Raw genomic sequence first — 17,103 nt, 5'->3', positions numbered from 1 at the left:
AAGAAGGCCCGCCAAACTGGCGGGCCTTCTTCGTTTCGGTCCCTGGAATATGGTCAGGATGCCGGTAACACCGGGATCGCCTCGCCCGGTTCATCGTCGTCGGTCAGAATGCCGCTTGCCCGCAGCAGTGAGGTAAAGCGTCCGCCGCTTTTGCTCAGCTCGTCGAATGTCCCCATCTCGATGATGCGGCCATTGTCGAGGAAGATCACCTTGTCCGCGTCGCGGACGGTGGACAGCCTGTGGGCGATGATGAAGGTCGTGCGGTTCTGCCGCAGCCTGTCGATGGCCGCCTTCACCCGTGCCTCGGTCTCGACGTCGAGCGCGCTGGTGGCCTCGTCGAGGACGAGGATCGGCGCGTTCTTGAGGATGGCCCGGGCAATCGCGATCCGCTGGCGCTCGCCGCCGGAGAGCTGGTTGCCGCGCTCACCGACCGCAGTGTCAAACCCGGTCATCCGGCTCTCGATGAAGTCCGTCGCGGCCGCGGCCTCGGCGGCAGCGATGATCTCGTCCTCGCCTGCCCCTTCGCGGCCGAGGCGGATATTGTCGCTGATCGAGCGGTTGAGAAGGCCGGCATCCTGGAAGACGGTGGCGATCGCGTGGCGCAGGGATCGGCGCGAGACGGTCGTGATGTCCGTACCATCGATGAGGATCTGGCCCTGCTTGGCGTCATGGACCCTTTGCAGAAGGTTGACCAGGGTCGTCTTTCCCGCGCCCGTCGGGCCGACGATCGCCACCGTCTCGCCGGCGGCGGCGTGGAACGAGATATCCCGCACGCCCTGGGATGTGTCCGTGAAGTCGAAGGAGACATTCCTGAATTCGACGTCTCCCTTGACGTTCTCCAGTTCGGCGATGCCGGCAGGTTCCTCCCGCTCCTGAACCGCGTCCTCCAGCGCATAGAAATCCTCGAGCTTGGCGCGGGCCTCGAAGATCTGCGTGACGAACTGCCCCATCTGGTCGAGGCGTCCGATCAGCAGATTGGCAAAGCCGATGAAGGCGATCACCTCGCCGACCCGCAGCTCGCCCCGTTGCACGAGCAAGGCGCCGATGACCAGGATCACCATGAGGGAGACAGTCGACGCCGTGCGGTTGAGTGCGCTTGCCAGGGCCCACCAGTCGAGGACAGGATACTGCACCTTCAGCAGGTTTTTCGTATAGTCCTGCAGGGCGCGCGTTTCAGCTTCTATGCGGTTGTAGCTGTGCAGCACCGAGACATTGCTGATCGAATCGCTGACATGCGAGAAGACCGTGTGATAGTGCCCTTCGACAGATGCCTGTCCCTCTTTCGTCCGTTTCATCACCATCCTGCCGATGAACCAGTAGAGCACGCTCAGCACGAGCAGAACCAGGCTGAGGCGGACATCCATCGAGAACGCCGTCGGGATCAGCAGCAGCAGCGCCACCGCCGTCGCCAGGTGCGTCCGCATGAATTCCAGCCACAGGCCGAACAGCGTCTCGCTGGCGCGCAGCAGCGTATGAAGCGCATTTGATGTGCCGCGGCGGTGGTGCCAGGCAAGCGGCATCGAGATGATGCGCCCGAAAGCCTCGGTGAGCAGCGATGCGCGCCGCCCGTGCGCAAGCCGATCTGCCTGCCGGGCCACCAGGACATAGGCGACCGTGTTGAACACACCGAATCCTGCCCAGAGCATCAGCACCGATGTGACGTCTCCTCCAGAGGAGATCGCGTCGATGATGCGCCCGAACAAGATGGGTTCGGCGATCGTGATGATGGCCAGAATGATATTGGCGATCACGACGATGGTGACGCGGAAGCGATGCTCCGCGAGGTATCTGAGAGCTCTCGTATAAACCTGGAACAGCGTCACCCGCCGAAACCTCTTCTTTGTCTTCTTCTATCTGCGCAGCTTTGCTGCCCGAACCCTGCGACTTCGTCAACGGCTGTGGCAGCAGCATGGCCGTGCCGGGCGAACAATGCCTTTTGTACCCGAAGGTTTCCGGAAACAGGCCACCGTCGGCTTTCAAACCAGCGGCGGCATCACGGTGGCTGCCCACCCGGCAAGATTTATAGCAAGATTTAGCGATGTGACTTCAACTATTGATAACCATAGCCGCGGGACTATCAGAGCGAACAGGAGACTTGCGACTTGAGGCGTGTGGAACTTAGACTGGCGAACTGGGCGCTGCTGTGAGCATTCATCTCATCATGCAGCTCCTGGTCCTTGCCGGCGAAATCAAAACGGAGGGCGAGCTGACCCAGCGGCTGGAAGCTGTGCTTGATGTCTACAGCTTCGGCTTCTACCGCCTGTCGCTGCAGCCAACCGTGCAGGAGCCGAGCCGGGAACTGGCCCTTGCCGTCCGGTGGCCGAAGGGCTGGGCCGAAGTCTACAGGTTCAAGAAATATGCTTCCGTCGATCCCGCCGCGAGATTGCTCCCCACCGCGCAGCGCCCTTACCGACTCCGCGAAGCGGCATTCGCCCTCAGAAACGAGCCCCATCGTGCGCGGATGCAACGCCTGATCCAGGACGCGGCGCGCCATGGCATACGCGACGGCTATGTCTTTCCGGTGCATGGGCGTACCGGCCTGCTCGGCAGTTTGCTGGTGAGCGGGAAGCCGGTTGATCTGTCGCCTGCAGAACTGACTCTCTTCGACACGGTGGCCCGAACCATGTTCTGGCGCTACCTCGAGTTGCGCGGCTGGGCTGCCGAACTGGAAAAGTTCGGCCCCTTCGAGGTCTCTCTCACGAAGCGTGAGGTTGAGGTCGTCACTCACCTTGCCGAAGGACTGACCTCTCACGAGATCGCCCGGGAGCTCCAGATTTCAAATCACACGGTCGACTGGTACATCAACGGACTGCAGGACAAGATGAAGGCAAGGAACCGGCAGCATGTGGTGGCGCTGGCCTTTCGCCGCGGCCTCGTCTCCTAGTGAGAGCTTCCCGCTGCACCACCAATGGAGAAATTGACTTCGTCTTCCAACTCGCTAGGCTCGCCTTGCAGTGCAGCATGGCTGTGGTTGATGGAGGAGATCTACCTTGCCCATTTCGAAAATACTCGTCGCCAATCGATCTGAAATTGCAATCCGCGTTTTCCGGGCGGCGAACGAGCTTGGCATAAAGACAGTCGCGATCTGGGCGGAGGAAGACAAGCTCTCGCTGCACCGGTTCAAGGCGGATGAAAGCTATCAGGTGGGCCGCGGGCCGCATCTCGATCGCGATCTGGGCCCGATCGAGAGCTATCTCTCCATTCCTGAAATCATCCGGGTTGCCAAGCTGTCGGGGGCGGACGCCATTCATCCGGGCTACGGGCTGCTTTCGGAGAGCCCCGAATTCGTTGACGCCTGCAACGATGCAGGCATCATCTTCATTGGCCCCACCTCCGATACCATGCGCAAGCTGGGGAACAAGGTTGCTGCCCGCAACCTGGCGGTCTCCGTCGGTGTGCCTGTGGTGCCGGCGACGGAACCGCTGCCCGATGACATGACGGAGGTTGCCCGCATGGCTGCCGAGGTCGGTTATCCCGTCATGCTGAAGGCTTCCTGGGGCGGTGGCGGGCGCGGCATGCGAGTCATCCGCAGCGATGCGGATCTCGCCAAGGAGGTGACTGAGGCAAAGCGCGAGGCGATGGCGGCCTTCGGCAAGGACGAAGTCTACCTCGAGAAGCTCGTCGAGCGCGCGCGACACGTGGAAAGCCAGATCCTGGGTGATACACACGGCAATGTCGTGCATCTCTTCGAGCGCGACTGCTCCATCCAGCGGCGCAATCAGAAGGTGGTGGAGCGGGCGCCGGCGCCGTATCTGAACGAAGCCCAGCGCCAGGAACTGGCAGATTACTCGCTGAAGATCGCCCGCGCAACGAATTACGTCGGCGCGGGTACCGTCGAATATCTGATGGATTCCGACACGGGCCGGTTCTATTTCATCGAGGTCAATCCCCGCATCCAGGTCGAGCACACGGTGACCGAAGTGGTGACCGGCATCGATATCGTGAAGGCGCAGATCCACATCCTGGAGGGCGCTGCAATCGGCACCGTGGAATCCGGTGTGCCGCGCCAGGAGGATATCCGCCTCAACGGCCATGCCCTGCAATGCCGGATCACCACCGAAGATCCCGAGCAGAATTTCATCCCTGACTACGGACGGATCACTGCCTACCGGTCTGCCGCGGGCTTCGGCATCCGGCTGGACGGCGGCACCGCCTATACCGGTGCGATCATCACGCGCTACTACGATCCGCTGCTGGTGAAGGTGACGTCCTCCGGGAGCACGCCACAGGAAGCGATCAGCCGGATGGACCGCGCCCTGCGCGAGTTCCGAATCCGTGGCGTGGCGACCAACCTCACCTTTCTCGAGGCGATCATTGGCCATCCGAGTTTCCGCGACAATTCCTATACGACGAAGTTCATCGACACGACGCCCGAACTCTTCACGCAGGTGAAGCGGCTCGACCGTGCCACGAAGCTTCTGACCTATCTCGCCGATGTCGGCGTCAACGGTCATCCGGAGGCAAGGGGAAGGCCGATGCCGCCGGCGCAGGCGCCAAAGCCGGTCGTCCCCTACATCGACAGCCCCGTGCCGGACGGGACGAAGCAGATGCTGGACAGCCTCGGCCCCCGCAAGTTCGCCGAGTGGGTCCGCAGCGAAAACCGCGCGCTGATGACCGATACGACGATGCGCGACGGGCACCAGTCGCTTCTGGCGACGCGCATGCGCACCTATGACATCGCCCGCATAGCGCCCGTCTATGCCCGGGCGCTGCCGAACCTCTTCTCCCTGGAATGCTGGGGCGGCGCGACCTTCGACGTCTCGATGCGGTTCCTGACGGAGGACCCCTGGGAGCGGCTCTCGCTGATCCGCGAAGGTGCGCCCAATCTGCTGCTGCAGATGTTGCTGCGCGGCGCCAACGGCGTCGGCTACACGAATTATCCCGACAACGTCGTGAAATACTTCGTCCGCCAGGCGGCGCTTGGCGGCATCGATCTTTTCCGTGTCTTCGATTGCCTGAACTGGGTCGAGAACATGCGGGTGTCGATGGATGCCGTGCAGGAGGAAGGCAAGCTGTGCGAAGCCGCCATCTGCTACACCGGCGACCTGCTGAACAGCGCGCGTCCGAAGTACGACCTGAAATACTACACGGCGCTCGCCAAGGAGCTTGAAGAGGCCGGCGCGCACATCATTGCGGTCAAGGACATGGCGGGGCTGCTGAAGCCGGCTGCTGCACGTGTGCTCTTCAAGGCGCTGCGGGAATCCACGGATCTGCCGATCCATTTCCACACGCATGATACCTCCGGGATCGCGGCCGCCACGGTTCTGGCGGCGGTCGATGCCGGGGTCGACATCGTCGATGCGGCCATGGACGCCTTCTCGGGGACAACCTCCCAGCCGTGCCTCGGCTCGATCGTCGAGGCCCTGTCGGGTGCGGAGCGGGATCCGGGGCTCGATCCGGAATGGATCCGCCGCATCTCCTTCTATTGGGAGGCGGTCCGTCATCAGTATGCGGCATTCGAAAGCGACCTCAAGGGCCCGGCCTCGGAGGTCTATCTCCACGAGATGCCGGGTGGCCAGTTCACCAACCTGAAGGAGCAGGCGCGTTCGCTGGGGCTCGAAAGCCGCTGGCACCGGGTCGCGCAGACCTACGCGGATGCCAACCAGATGTTCGGCGATATCGTCAAGGTGACGCCGTCGTCGAAGGTGGTGGGCGACATGGCGCTGATGATGGTGAGCCAGGACCTGACCGTTGCGGACGTCGAAAACCCTGCCAAGGACATCGCGTTTCCGGATTCTGTCGTTTCGATGCTGAAAGGCGATCTCGGGCAGCCCCCCGGCGGCTGGCCGGAGGCACTGCAGAAGAAGGCGCTGAAGGGCGACAAGCCATACACTGACAGGCCTGGAGCTCTGCTGGCGCAGGCCGACCTCGATGCCGAGCGCGCGGCGATCGAGACGAAGCTCGAGCGTCCGGTCAGCGACTTCGAATTTGCCTCCTATCTCATGTACCCGAAGGTCTTCACCGAGTTCGCCCAGGCGATCGAAACCTACGGCCCGGTCTCCGTCCTGCCGACGCATGCCTATTTCTACGGAATGTCGGACGGCGAGGAGCTGCTGGCGGACATCGAGCGGGGAAAGACCCTGGTCTTCGTCAATCAGGCCACCAGCGGCACGGACGACAAGGGGCTCGTCACGGTCTTCTTCGAACTCAACGGGCAGCCGCGCCGCATCAAGGTGCCGGATCGCAGCCACGGCGCCGCGGGGTCGGCCGCACGGCGGAAGGCGGATATCGCCAATGCCAACCACCTGGGTGCGCCCATGCCGGGCGTCGTCTCGACGGTGGCCGTATCTGCCGGTCAGTCGGTGAAGGCCGGTGATGTCCTGCTCTCCATCGAGGCCATGAAGATGGAGACGGCGCTGCACGCGGAGCGGGACGGTGTTCTTTCCGAAGTGCTGGTGCGCGTCGGGGACCAAATCGATGCGAAGGATCTGCTTCTAGTATTCGGCGACTAGTCAACCATGCTCACGCGACCGAGGGCGGCGACATAAAATGTGTGGCCGGCGGTCAGGTTGCCGCTTGCCCCTTTCAATCGATTTAAATAAATGTTGCCGCAACACGATGGGATGCGGACATGGATATCTCTGGCGGAAAAGCAGCTGGCGCACGGCCCGGCTATATTACCCGGGAGCGCGCGGGCGTCGCACTGCTGTTCCTGATGAACGGCTTCCTGGTGGGCGCCTGGGCACCGAAAATTCCCGAGTTCGCCGAGCGTCTGGGCCTGACGGAGAGCATGCTTGGGGTGATGATTCTGGTCTTCGGTCTCGGGTCCCTGGTCATGATGCCGATCGCCGGCAGCCAGATCGGCCGGTTCGGATCAAGCACCGTGTCCCGGGCCACCGCGCTCCTTGCCGTCCCGACGCTTCTCCTGCTCACTTGGGTCGACGGACTATGGTCCGGCGCTGTTGCGATCTTCTTCTTCGGCGGGCTGATCGGCGCGATGGATGTCGCCATGAATGCCAATGCCGTGGCGGTGGAAAAATACATGCGCCGGGCCATCATGTCGTCCTGCCATGCGTTCTGGAGCCTGGGTGGCCTGCTTGGCGCGGCGACGGGCGGCTATCTCATCGAACATCTCGGCGTGTCCGGCCACGCCGCCCTCGTCACCATCCTGGCGGCACTCATGCTGGCCGCGGCCTGGACGCTCGTCCTGCGCGATGCGCCGCATCCGGAGGAAGTTCACGAGAGGGCGCGCCTGCCTCGCACGGCCCTTCCCTGGCTGATTGGCCTGATGGCGCTGTTCTGCATGATCCCGGAGGGCGCCGTCATCGACTGGAGCGCGCTCTATCTGCGCCAGGAACTCGGCGCCTCGATCACCGCGTCCGGATTCGCCTTCGCGGCCTTTTCGCTTACCATGGCCATCATGCGGTTCGCGGGCGATCTCGTTCGGGACCGGTTCGGGGCCGTTCGCACCCTTCGGGTCTGTGCCGTCATCTCGGTCATCGGCCTGGTGACCGCCGGCTTTGCCGAAACCGGGACCATCGCGATCCTCGGGTTCGCGCTGGCCGGCATCGGTATCTCCAACCTCGTGCCGATCGTCTTTTCGGCGGCCGGCAATCTGCCTGGCCTGCGGCCGGGCGTCGGCCTCTCCGTGGTCACGACCATGGGTTATTCCGGCATCCTGCTGGCGCCCTCCGCCATCGGCTTCATTGCCGAATACAGCGGGCTCGCCATCATCTTCGCAGCACTTTCGATCCTGCATCTCGTTGTCCTGCTGCTGTCGCCGCTGGCGCGCCATGCCGACGGTGTGCGTCATGAGCAAGATGGGAAGCCCGGCTGAGAAGTGAGATGCGCCGAGGTTGACATTAGCCAAGGCATCATCCACCTGAAAGGGACGTTTTCAGACCAAGAGAGCCCCATGTCTGCACCGATCGACCATGATCCGAAGCCACGCCGCGCAACTGTGGCTGTCGATGTCGGCGGGGTCATCGTCGGCGGCGGAGCACCGGTGGTCGTGCAGTCGATGACGAATACCGATACGGCGGATGTGGATGCCACGGTCGCGCAGGTCGCGGCGCTCCATGCGGCCGGCTCGGAGATCGTCCGCATCACGGTGGACCGCGATGAGAGTGCCGCAGCGGTGCCGAAGATCCAAGAGCGGCTGCTGCGACTGGGACTGGACGTGCCTCTCGTCGGCGATTTCCACTACATTGGCCACAAGCTGCTGGCCGATCATCCCGCCTGTGCCGAGGCGCTCGCCAAATACCGCATCAATCCCGGCAACGTCGGCTTCAAGGACAAGAAGGACAAGCAGTTCGCCGACATCATCGAGATGGCGATCCGCTACGACAAGCCGGTGCGCATCGGCGTCAACTGGGGTTCGCTCGACCAGGATCTGCTGACGACGCTGATGGACCGCAATGCCCTGGAGGGTTCTCCGCTGTCCGCCCGCCAGGTCATGCATGAGGCCATCGTGCAGTCAGCGCTGATTTCGGCCGAGCTTGCCGAGAGCATCGGTCTGCCGCGCAACCGCATCATCCTGTCGGCCAAGGTCAGCCAGGTGCAGGATCTGATTGCGGTCTATTCGATGCTGGCGGAGCGCTCCAACCACGCGCTGCATCTTGGCCTGACCGAGGCCGGCATGGGATCCAAGGGCATCGTCGCCTCATCGGCGGCCATGGGCTATGTGCTGCAGCACGGGATCGGCGATACCATCCGCGTGTCGCTGACGCCGGAGCCGAATGGCGACCGCACCCGCGAGGTGCAGGTGGCGCAGGAACTGCTGCAGGTGATGGGTTTCCGGCAGTTCATCCCGGTGGTGGCTGCCTGCCCCGGCTGCGGGCGCACGACCTCCACGGTCTTCCAGGAACTGGCGCAGCGGATCCAGGACGACATCCGCAAGAACATGCCTGTCTGGCGGGAGAAATATCCCGGCGTCGAAGCGCTCACCGTCGCGGTGATGGGCTGCATCGTCAACGGTCCGGGCGAGAGCAAGCATGCCGATATCGGCATCTCGCTTCCCGGGACCGGCGAGACGCCCTCGGCACCGGTGTTCATCGACGGGCAGAAGGCCATGACGCTGCGCGGCCCGAACATCGCCGGCGACTTCGAGAAGATGGTCATCGACTACATCGAACAGCGCTTCGGACACCGCTCCGCGGCGGAATGAATTCCATTGACCCGATATTGCCGCAATTTATGGTAAATGACGATTCACCATAGACGACGGGGATATCGATTCTGATGATCAAGAGACTGGCCATCGTCGCGCTCTGCGCGACCTATCTTTCCGCATGCACCACCACCGACCCGTACACGGGCGAGCAGAAGGTATCGAATACCGCCGGAGGCGCGGCGATCGGTGCCGGCCTCGGCGCACTCGGCGGCCTGGTGGTCGGCGGCGGCGACAAGGGCCGCAACGCCCTGATTGGTGCTGCGATCGGCGGCCTCGCCGGCGGCGCCATCGGCAACTACATGGACCAGCAGGAGTCGGAGCTTCGGGCCCAGTTGCAGGGAACGGGTGTCTCGGTGACGCGCATGGGCGACCGCATCGTTCTCAACATGCCGTCCAACGTGACGTTTGCCACGGACCAGGATCAGGTGATCCCACCGTTCTACCAGACGCTGAATTCGGTTGCGCTCGTCCTCAACAAGTTCAACCGGACGCTCATCGACGTCAACGGACATACGGATTCGACCGGCAGCCTGGCCTATAATCAAGGCCTTTCCGAACGCCGTGCTGCATCGGTCGCCAATTATCTCGCCAGCCAGGGCGTCGATCAGCGCCGCATGTCGACGCTGGGCTTCGGGCCGTCGCAGCCGATCGCGTCGAATGCTACGCCGGATGGACGGGCGCAGAACCGTCGCGTCGAGGTGCTGATCGCGCCGATCTCGCAGTAGTCGGATGATGCGGACGGGCCGCCTTACAGGCGGCTCGTCAGAAGCCTCAGGCCGGCAAAACAATAAAAGGCAGACATGGCTCCCTCGATCCACCGGCGCATGGCGCGGTAGGCGTTAACAGCCTGTGGCGTGGAGAAGAGCAGGGCGTAGCCGGTGAAGATCAGCAGCCCGGAGGACAGACACAGGCCGATGATCGCAATGATCGCAGATGTCGGCGCAGCCTGCGGGAGCCCGAGCGAGATGATCGCCAGCCAGGCGAAGATCGCCTTCGGATTGGTGACGTGGATCGCGTAACCGCGCAACAGGAGCTGGCGGACGGACCGGTCCCCGGTTTTCTGCGACAGCTTGAGCTCCGTGTCGCTGAGGCGTGCCGATCTGTAGGCCTTCCAGCCCAGGTACAGAAGGTAGAAGCCGCCGGCGATCTTCAGAATTTCCAAAGCAAAGGCGTAGTGCCGCAGCAGGGCGGCCATCCCCATGGCCGCCGCGGCCGCCCAGGTCGCAGATCCGCAGAAAATGCCGAGGGCAATGGTCACGCCGGCCCGGCGGCCTTGGGCGCTGGCCGTGCCGATGATGGCCAGGATCGCCGGACCGGGGCTCATGACCGCTATCAGGTAGGCGACATAGGCCGGCCAGATCATCGGAAGATAGCTCATCACCTCTGTCATCGGGCCTCCGTCAGCTCTTTCGGTCCGCGATGAAATGCGCCGCAGCCTGGAGAATGACTGCCTTGTCCCCGTATCCGGAGATCAAATCGCTCGCCTCTTGCGCCAGAACGGCCAGCCGATCTTCGGCCCAGGCCGCCCCATAGAGCGCGACGAGCGTGCCTTTGCCGCGCGCGGCATCCTTGCCGGTCGCCTTGCCCATGGTCGCTGCATCCGCCGTGATGTCGAGGAGATCGTCGGCCAGCTGGAAGGCCAGTCCGATCTTCTCGCCGAAGTCCCGCAACCGCTGCCGGTCTTCCGGCCCCCGTCCAGCAGTAATGGCGCCCGCCTCGCAGGCAAACCGCAGCAGCGCCCCCGTCTTCATCGCCTGCAGGGTGACGATCCCGGCTTCGTCCGGTGCTGCCTTCTCGGCAGCAAGATCCAGCGCCTGTCCGCCTGCCATGCCGCCGAGACCCGAGGCGCGGGCAAGTGCCAGCACCAGCTCGGTCTTCTGTGGGTCGGGAAGCATCGTCTCCGGCGCCGCGATGATGTCGAAGGCATAGGTGAGCAGGCTGTCGCCCGCCAGGATCGCCGAGGCTTCGTCGAAAGCCCGGTGGACGGTCGGCTGGCCGCGGCGCATGTCGTCATCGTCCATGGCCGGCAGGTCGTCATGGATCAGGGAATAACAGTGAACGCATTCCAGCGCCGCGCCGATCCTGGCGGCAGCCTGCGGATCGCCGCCGAGCATGGCGGCGCTTTCCAGCACCAGGAATGGCCGCAGACGCTTGCCGCCGTTCAGCGTGCCGTGCCGCATGGCAGCCAGCAGTGTTGCCGGCCGGCTGATTTCACCCGGCAGGCATGTTCCGGAAAGCAGTGATGCCAGCAGCGTTTCCGTTGCTTCGGCGCTTTCCATCAGGCGTTTTTCGAATTCGTTGATCGGCCCGGTCATGGCGGCTGTTTGGCATGCCGGACAGGACTGTGCAACGCGATTTCTCGCACGCCAAGAGTTTTGGAGGTCCACTGGCCATCCGGGCCGCTAGCGGCTAAGAAACGGCAAAAGCGAGAGGCGAGCGTGGCGACAGAGCCGGAAGACGATGGGGTAGAGGGAGATGCCGGCTTGAGCCGCAGCAGAGGACGATCGTTTTCGCGGATCCTGCGCCGGCTGCTGCTGCTCGGTCTCGCCTTGCTGATCGCTCCCTATCTGCTGATCCTCCTCTATACGCCAGCCTTCGTTCATCCGATTTCGACACTCATGGCGGCGGATCTGGTGATGCTCAACGGCTATGATCGCCGATGGGTCAGCCTGGAGGAGATCTCGCCCAATCTCGTGCAGTCGGTGATGATGTCGGAGGACGGGCAGTTCTGTCGGCATGGCGGCGTCGACTGGGGCGAGATGAAGGCTGTGGTCCAGGAGGCGCTGGAGGGTGAAAATACGCGTGGGGCGAGCACCATTCCGATGCAGACTGCCAAGAACCTGTTTCTCTGGAACGGACGCTCCTTCGTCCGCAAGGGATTGGAGCTGCCGCTGGCGATGGTGGCGGATTTCGTGTGGCCGAAGCGACGGATGATGGAGATCTATCTCAACGTCGCCGAATGGGGGCCGGGCATCTATGGCGCGGAGGCGGCAGCCCAGCACCATTTCGGGGTTTCGGCCGCCGACCTGACGCGCCGGCAGGCAGCGCTTCTCGCCGTTTCGCTTCCAAACCCCATCACCCGGGTCGCCAGCAAGCCCGGTAGAGGCATGCAGCGGATTGCCGGCGTCGTCGAGCGACGGGCCCGCGGTTCGGGCGAATACATCACCTGCATTTATGGCTAGTGTTCAGCCTTTTCATTGGTCAGGCGGGGCGGAGCCGGTTAAGCCATCAACAGCATCTGGCTGGAGGGGCACATGGACGGGTTAACGCTCTACATCGGTAACAAGAACTACTCCTCCTGGTCGTTTCGCCCGTGGATCGCGATGACGGCCGCCGGGATTCCCTTCGAGGAAGTCCTGATCCCCTTCGACTTCCCGGCCGGCAATCCGCGCTTCAGCGAGATCTCGCCGACAAGCCGCGTGCCGGTTCTCCATCACGGTGGCGTGCGCGTGTGGGAATCGCTGGCGATCATCGAGTATGTGGCAGAGCTGTTTCCCGATCGCGGCATCTGGCCAGAAGCCGCAGCCGCGCGTGCCGTGGCGCGATCGATCTCCATGGAGATGCTGTCCGGCTTCCGGGCCCTGCGCGGAGCCTGCCCGATGAACATCCGGCGACCGAAGGGGCGGATCGACCTTCCCGCGGGCGTGGCGGAAGACGTCGCGCGGGTGTGCGCCATCTGGAAGGAATGCCGCCAGGCGTCGGGTGGACCTTTCCTTTTCGGTCCGTTCTCCGCAGCCGACGCCATGTTTGCTCCGGTGGTCAATCGCTTCGAGATTTACGATCTTGTCACCGAGCCTGACGTGCTGGATTATATGGCGACCGTGAAGGCTCATCCGGCCTGGCTTGCATGGCAGAAGGCTGCGCTTGCGGAAACCTGGGTCGTCCCCGAAGACGAGGCCTGATCGGCGGCACGATTTTTTGCAGTGGGGACTGGTCAACGGCCGGTCCAGCATGTATAAGCCGGCCAAATTTCCGATATTGAAGCTTGTCCATTTCGGCTAGAAATCCGGCCGGGGACAATGTCTTGCACGAAAGTGGAGTAACGAGCATGGCTGTACCGAAGAGAAAAACTAGCCCGTCGAAACGCGGTATGCGCCGTTCGGCTGACGCGCTGAAGACACCGACCTACACCGAAGACAAGAACTCCGGCGAACTGCGCCGTCCGCACCACATCGACCTGAAGACGGGCATGTACCGCGGTCGCCAGGTTCTGACGCCGAAGGAAAGCGCATAAGCTTTCTTCGCTGATGTTGAACAAAAAAGGCCGGTTTTTCCGGCCTTTTTTGTTGCGTTTCGTCTGCCTTAGAGGTTGTCGATGCGGTCCTGCAGTGTCCGCAGCTGCTCCTTCAGCTCATCGATGTCCTTGGGCTCGTTCTTCTTGCCGCCCGCTCCCGTCGCCTGGGCGCCAAAGGGAGAAAACATCTGCATGGCCTGCCGAAACATCTCGGTGTTGCGGCGAACCTGTTCTTCCATCAGTTGCATCGGCGCCTGAAGGTTCTTGGTCAGCGGCGTCTCGCCGAGCGCGCGCGTCATCTGTTCGCGCATCTGGACCTGCTGGTCGGTAAACGCCTGCATCGAATGCTCGAGAAACGTCGGCACCACCATCTGCATCTGGTCACCGTAGTAGGAGATCAGCTGTCGCAGGAATGAGATCGGCAGAAGGGTGTTGCCGGTCTTCGATTCCTGCTCGAAGATGATCTGCGTCAGGACCGAGTGGGTAATGTCCTCGCCGCTCTTTGCGTCCTGAACCGTGAAGTCCTCGCCCTTCTTCACCATCTTGGCGAGGTCTTCCAACGTCACGTAAGTGCTCGTGCCGGTGTTGTAGAGGCGCCGGTTGGCGTATTTCTTGATAATCGTATCGCCGTCGTTCTTGGCCATGTTGCCTCCTCGTGTCCATCCATTCGATCCGGACGGTCTCTCCCGCACCAACTGTAAGCCCAAACAATCGGCACTGACAATCCATCTTGTGCAGCGCGGCGCGGCGTATGCTGCGCAGCAAATCGGCGCAAGCCCCGACATGTGCTCGCTCGCACTTCGGGCGGTTTGACTTCGGTTGGAAGCTTTGCAAGAGTTTCACGATAAAAGTACCCGAGGAGGAAGCCGCCCATGACCCAGACTTCGATCGTCATTGCATCCGCAGCCCGAACGGCCGTCGGCTCGTTCAACGGTGCCTTCGCCAACATTCCCGCCCACGAACTGGGGGCCGCTGCCGTCAAGGCCGCTCTGGTGCGCGCCGGTGTTGATGCCGCAGAGGTCGATGAGGTCATTCTCGGGCAGGTCCTCCCGGCCGGCGAAGGGCAGAACCCGGCACGGCAGGCCGCGATGAAGGCGGGGGTGCCGCAGGAGGCGACGGCCTGGGGCGTCAACCAGCTCTGCGGCTCCGGTCTGCGTGCGGTGGCGCTCGGCATGCAGCAGATCGCGCTCGGAGATGCCCGGATCGTCGTTGCGGGCGGACAGGAATCGATGTCGATGGCGCCGCACTGCGCGCATCTGCGCGGCGGCGTGAAGATGGGCGACATGAAGATGATCGACACCATGATCAAGGACGGCCTGACGGATGCCTTCTACGGCTACCACATGGGCACGACGGCCGAAAACGTGGCGCGGCAGTGGCAGTTGTCGCGCGAGGAGCAGGACCAGTTCGCCGTCGGCTCCCAGAACAAGGCCGAGGCGGCGCAGTCAGCCGGCCGCTTCCAGGACGAAATCGTGCCGTTCGTGGTGAAGGGACGCAAGGGCGACGTCACGGTCGATGCCGACGAATACATTCGTATCGGGGCAACCCTGGAAAGCATGACGAAGCTGCGGCCTGCCTTCGACAAGGAGGGCACCGTCACCGCCGGCAATGCATCGGGCATCAATGATGGCGCTGCCGCCACCCTGCTGATGACGGAGCAGGAGGCCTCGCGCCGCGGGATAACACCGCTTGTGCGGATCGTGTCCTGGGCAACGGCGGGTGTCGATCCGCAGATCATGGGAACAGGCCCGATCCCGGCATCCCGCAAGGCCCTGGAGAAGGCCGGCTGGAAGGCAAGCGACCTCGATCTCGTGGAAGCCAACGAGGCGTTTGCGGCGCAGGCCTGCGCCGTCAACAAGGAGCTGGGCTGGGATCCGGCCATCGTCAACGTGAATGGCGGGGCGATCGCCATCGGTCATCCGATCGGCGCGTCGGGCGCCCGGGTCCTAAACACCCTCGTCTTCGAGATGAAGCGCCGGGGCGCCAAGAAGGGGCTTGCGACGCTCTGCATCGGCGGCGGCATGGGTGTCGCCATGTGCGTCGAGGCGATGTGAAGACCAGACCGATGCCTATCAGCATTGAATGCCGCGTCTGAGGCCGCAGAGACCGGTCGACGCGGACTGCCATGAACGGGAGGGGAGACCTGATGAGCAGAGTAGCATTGGTTACCGGCGGCACGCGTGGGATCGGCGCCGCGATTGCGGTAGCGCTGAGTGCGGCGGGATATCGCGTCGCAGCCAATTATGCGGGCAACGAGGAGAAAGCCCGCGCCTTTGGCGAGGAAACGGGGATCCCGGTATTCAAATGGGATGTCTCGAGCTACCAAGCCTGCTCGCAAGGCATCGACCAGGTCGAGGGAGAGATCGGGCCGGTCGAGGTGCTCGTCAACAATGCGGGGATCACCCGCGATGCGATGTTCCACAAGATGACCCCTGAGCAGTGGAACGAGGTGATCGCCACCAATCTGAGCGGTCTCTTCAACATGACGCACCGGGTCTGGAACGGCATGCGCGAGCGGAGCTTCGGCCGCATCGTGAATATTTCCTCCATCAATGGCCAGAAGGGTCAGATGGGGCAGGTCAACTATTCTGCGGCCAAGGCCGGCGACCTCGGGTTCACCAAGGCTCTCGCGCAGGAGGGGGCGGCCAGGAACATTACCGTCAACGCGATCTGTCCCGGATATATTGCAACGGAAATGGTAAGAGCGATTCCGGAAAAGGTGCTGAACGAGAAGATCATTCCGCAGATTCCGGTCGGACGACTGGGGGAACCGGAAGAGATCGCGCGTTGCGTCGTCTTTCTCGCTTCGGACGATGCGGGCTTCATCACCGGCTCGACGCTTGCGGCAAACGGCGGGCAATATTTTCAGTGATCCGCCGGCCAAGGTGGGCGATCAAACAGAAAAGGCGCCGTGTGACCGGCGCCTTTTCTCACAGCTGATCCGCTCTTAGCGGCAGCGGGCTTCGTAGGTGCGGCCATAACGGTCGCGGTAGACGCAGTAGCCGGAGCGTTCCTGCGAGGCGCCGACGAGGGCGCCAACAGCACCACCAGCCACAGCGCCGACAGCTGCGCCGCCCCAGCTGTTGGAGGCAACGCCGCCGATCACTGCACCGGTACCGGCGCCGATGGCGGTGCCACGCTCCGTCGAGGTGCACGATGCGAGGGAGCCGATAAGTGCGCCTGCCAGCAAGATCTTCTTCATGTTTTTCTTCCTTCCCGTTTCAATAACGCTTTACTTAGATCCTGCCCATGAGCAGGAGGATGAGGACGATGACCAGGACCAGGCCGAGCCCGCCTGAAGGACCATAGCCCCAGTTGCTGCTGTAACCCCAATTCGGCAGAGCGCCGATGAGAAGCAGTATGAGGATGACCAGCAGCACCGTACCGAGCATGTCTTGCAGTCTCCGATCCCTGTTCTTCAGGATGGAGGAACAAACGCATCTTCTATCGTTTTGTTCCGTCACGGCAACTGGTGTCGACAATGAGGTCTTCCGAGGCGCCATGGTGCTGGTGAAAATGACCTGCCCGAGAAGCTCGACGGCGGGGCAGAAGAACAAAAACGGACCTCACGGAGTCAGCGATTCGTCGCCTAAACGTTCCGCTTTGTTCCTGACGACGACAAGCATGAAGGCCGAAATTTCGGGAGAAACGGTGCCGTCACTTGCCAATGCGCCGGGAAATGGCCATCTCTACACGGTCGCCGCCACACGCGCGCGTCGGCGAAGCCTTGATGTGCGGACGCAGTTTTGAATTTTCA

Annotated in this window: 17 protein-coding genes; 11 read left to right on the top strand and 6 right to left on the bottom strand. The window is 62.9% G+C overall.

What is annotated here, in order from left to right; all coding sequences use genetic code 11:
* Nucleotides 1-53: 53 nt before the first annotated feature.
* Nucleotides 54-1,823, bottom strand: a complete 1,770-nt coding sequence (locus tag EO99_RS0105125; RefSeq protein ID WP_077067034.1) for a glucan ABC transporter ATP-binding protein/ permease — start codon at nt 1,821-1,823, stop codon at nt 54-56.
* 320 nt (nt 1,824-2,143) lie between these two features.
* Here EO99_RS0105125 and EO99_RS0105120 point away from each other — a divergent pair, with 320 nt between their 5' ends.
* From EO99_RS0105120 to EO99_RS0105100, 5 genes are all read left to right on the top strand, one after another.
* The gene (locus EO99_RS0105120; protein WP_029617569.1) at nt 2,144-2,884 is read left to right on the top strand and encodes a helix-turn-helix transcriptional regulator; all 741 of its coding nucleotides are present in this window, start codon (nt 2,144-2,146) and stop codon (nt 2,882-2,884) included.
* 106 nt (nt 2,885-2,990) lie between these two features.
* Nucleotides 2,991-6,452, top strand: a complete 3,462-nt coding sequence (gene pyc, locus EO99_RS0105115; protein WP_029617568.1) for a pyruvate carboxylase — start codon at nt 2,991-2,993, stop codon at nt 6,450-6,452.
* A gap of 119 nt (nt 6,453-6,571) precedes the next feature.
* On the top strand, nt 6,572-7,777 hold the full coding sequence (locus EO99_RS0105110) for an MFS transporter (RefSeq protein ID WP_029617567.1): 1,206 nt from the start codon (nt 6,572-6,574) through the stop codon (nt 7,775-7,777).
* A gap of 78 nt (nt 7,778-7,855) precedes the next feature.
* On the top strand, nt 7,856-9,106 hold the full coding sequence (gene ispG, locus EO99_RS0105105; protein WP_029617566.1) for a flavodoxin-dependent (E)-4-hydroxy-3-methylbut-2-enyl-diphosphate synthase: 1,251 nt from the start codon (nt 7,856-7,858) through the stop codon (nt 9,104-9,106).
* Between the two features lie 74 nt (nt 9,107-9,180).
* Entirely contained in the window at nt 9,181-9,837 is a 657-nt protein-coding gene (locus tag EO99_RS0105100; protein ID WP_029617565.1) for an OmpA family protein, read from the top strand.
* A gap of 23 nt (nt 9,838-9,860) precedes the next feature.
* Here EO99_RS0105100 and EO99_RS0105095 read toward each other — a convergent pair whose 3' ends face one another.
* Nucleotides 9,861-10,502 carry a LysE family translocator gene (locus tag EO99_RS0105095; protein WP_029617564.1) on the bottom strand — a complete coding sequence of 214 codons (642 nt, stop codon included), beginning with the start codon at nt 10,500-10,502 and terminating at the stop codon, nt 9,861-9,863.
* Between the two features lie 10 nt (nt 10,503-10,512).
* Nucleotides 10,513-11,427: a polyprenyl synthetase family protein gene (locus EO99_RS0105090; RefSeq protein ID WP_029617563.1), complete on the bottom strand. Its 915-nt coding sequence runs from the start codon at nt 11,425-11,427 to the stop codon at nt 10,513-10,515.
* Nucleotides 11,428-11,595: 168 nt separating this feature from the next.
* On the opposite strand from EO99_RS0105090, the gene mtgA reads away from it, so the two are divergent.
* The 3 genes from mtgA to rpmF all read left to right on the top strand — a co-directional run bounded on the left by mtgA (nt 11,596) and on the right by rpmF (nt 13,346).
* On the top strand, nt 11,596-12,294 hold the full coding sequence (mtgA, locus tag EO99_RS0105085; protein WP_029617562.1) for a monofunctional biosynthetic peptidoglycan transglycosylase: 699 nt from the start codon (nt 11,596-11,598) through the stop codon (nt 12,292-12,294).
* Nucleotides 12,295-12,366: 72 nt separating this feature from the next.
* On the top strand, nt 12,367-13,014 hold the full coding sequence (locus tag EO99_RS0105080) for a glutathione S-transferase family protein (RefSeq protein ID WP_029617561.1): 648 nt from the start codon (nt 12,367-12,369) through the stop codon (nt 13,012-13,014).
* 146 nt (nt 13,015-13,160) lie between these two features.
* Nucleotides 13,161-13,346 carry a 50S ribosomal protein L32 gene (rpmF, locus tag EO99_RS0105075; protein ID WP_029617560.1) on the top strand — a complete coding sequence of 62 codons (186 nt, stop codon included), beginning with the start codon at nt 13,161-13,163 and terminating at the stop codon, nt 13,344-13,346.
* Nucleotides 13,347-13,414: 68 nt separating this feature from the next.
* Here the strand turns inward: rpmF and phaR are convergent, their stop codons facing one another.
* Entirely contained in the window at nt 13,415-13,990 is a 576-nt protein-coding gene (gene phaR, locus EO99_RS0105070) for a polyhydroxyalkanoate synthesis repressor PhaR (protein WP_029617559.1), read from the bottom strand.
* Nucleotides 13,991-14,218: 228 nt separating this feature from the next.
* Between phaR and EO99_RS0105065 the strand changes: the two genes are divergently transcribed.
* Nucleotides 14,219-15,400 carry an acetyl-CoA C-acetyltransferase gene (locus tag EO99_RS0105065; protein ID WP_029617558.1) on the top strand — a complete coding sequence of 394 codons (1,182 nt, stop codon included), beginning with the start codon at nt 14,219-14,221 and terminating at the stop codon, nt 15,398-15,400.
* 92 nt (nt 15,401-15,492) lie between these two features.
* The gene (gene phbB, locus EO99_RS0105060; RefSeq protein WP_029617557.1) at nt 15,493-16,218 is read left to right on the top strand and encodes an acetoacetyl-CoA reductase; all 726 of its coding nucleotides are present in this window, start codon (nt 15,493-15,495) and stop codon (nt 16,216-16,218) included.
* Nucleotides 16,219-16,293: 75 nt separating this feature from the next.
* Here phbB and EO99_RS0105055 read toward each other — a convergent pair whose 3' ends face one another.
* Together EO99_RS0105055 and EO99_RS26585 are read right to left on the bottom strand one after the other, a co-directional pair.
* Nucleotides 16,294-16,548 (bottom strand): YMGG-like glycine zipper-containing protein, encoded by a 255-nt coding sequence (locus EO99_RS0105055; RefSeq protein WP_029617556.1) that lies wholly within the window; start codon nt 16,546-16,548, stop codon nt 16,294-16,296.
* Nucleotides 16,549-16,582: 34 nt separating this feature from the next.
* A complete protein-coding gene (locus tag EO99_RS26585) occupies nt 16,583-16,738 on the bottom strand; it encodes a DUF3309 family protein (protein ID WP_077067033.1) in 156 nt (51 codons plus the stop codon).
* A gap of 109 nt (nt 16,739-16,847) precedes the next feature.
* On the opposite strand from EO99_RS26585, the gene EO99_RS27320 reads away from it, so the two are divergent.
* Nucleotides 16,848-17,096, top strand: coding sequence for a hypothetical protein (locus tag EO99_RS27320; RefSeq protein ID WP_156034627.1), 249 nt, complete (start codon nt 16,848-16,850; stop codon nt 17,094-17,096).
* The last annotated feature ends 7 nt before the right edge of the window (nt 17,097-17,103 follow it).

It is taken from the genome of Pseudorhizobium marinum (assembly GCF_000705355.1).
Lineage (GTDB): Bacteria > Pseudomonadota > Alphaproteobacteria > Rhizobiales > Rhizobiaceae > Neorhizobium > Neorhizobium pelagicum.
This window is presented reverse-complemented; position numbering and strand designations above follow the sequence as displayed.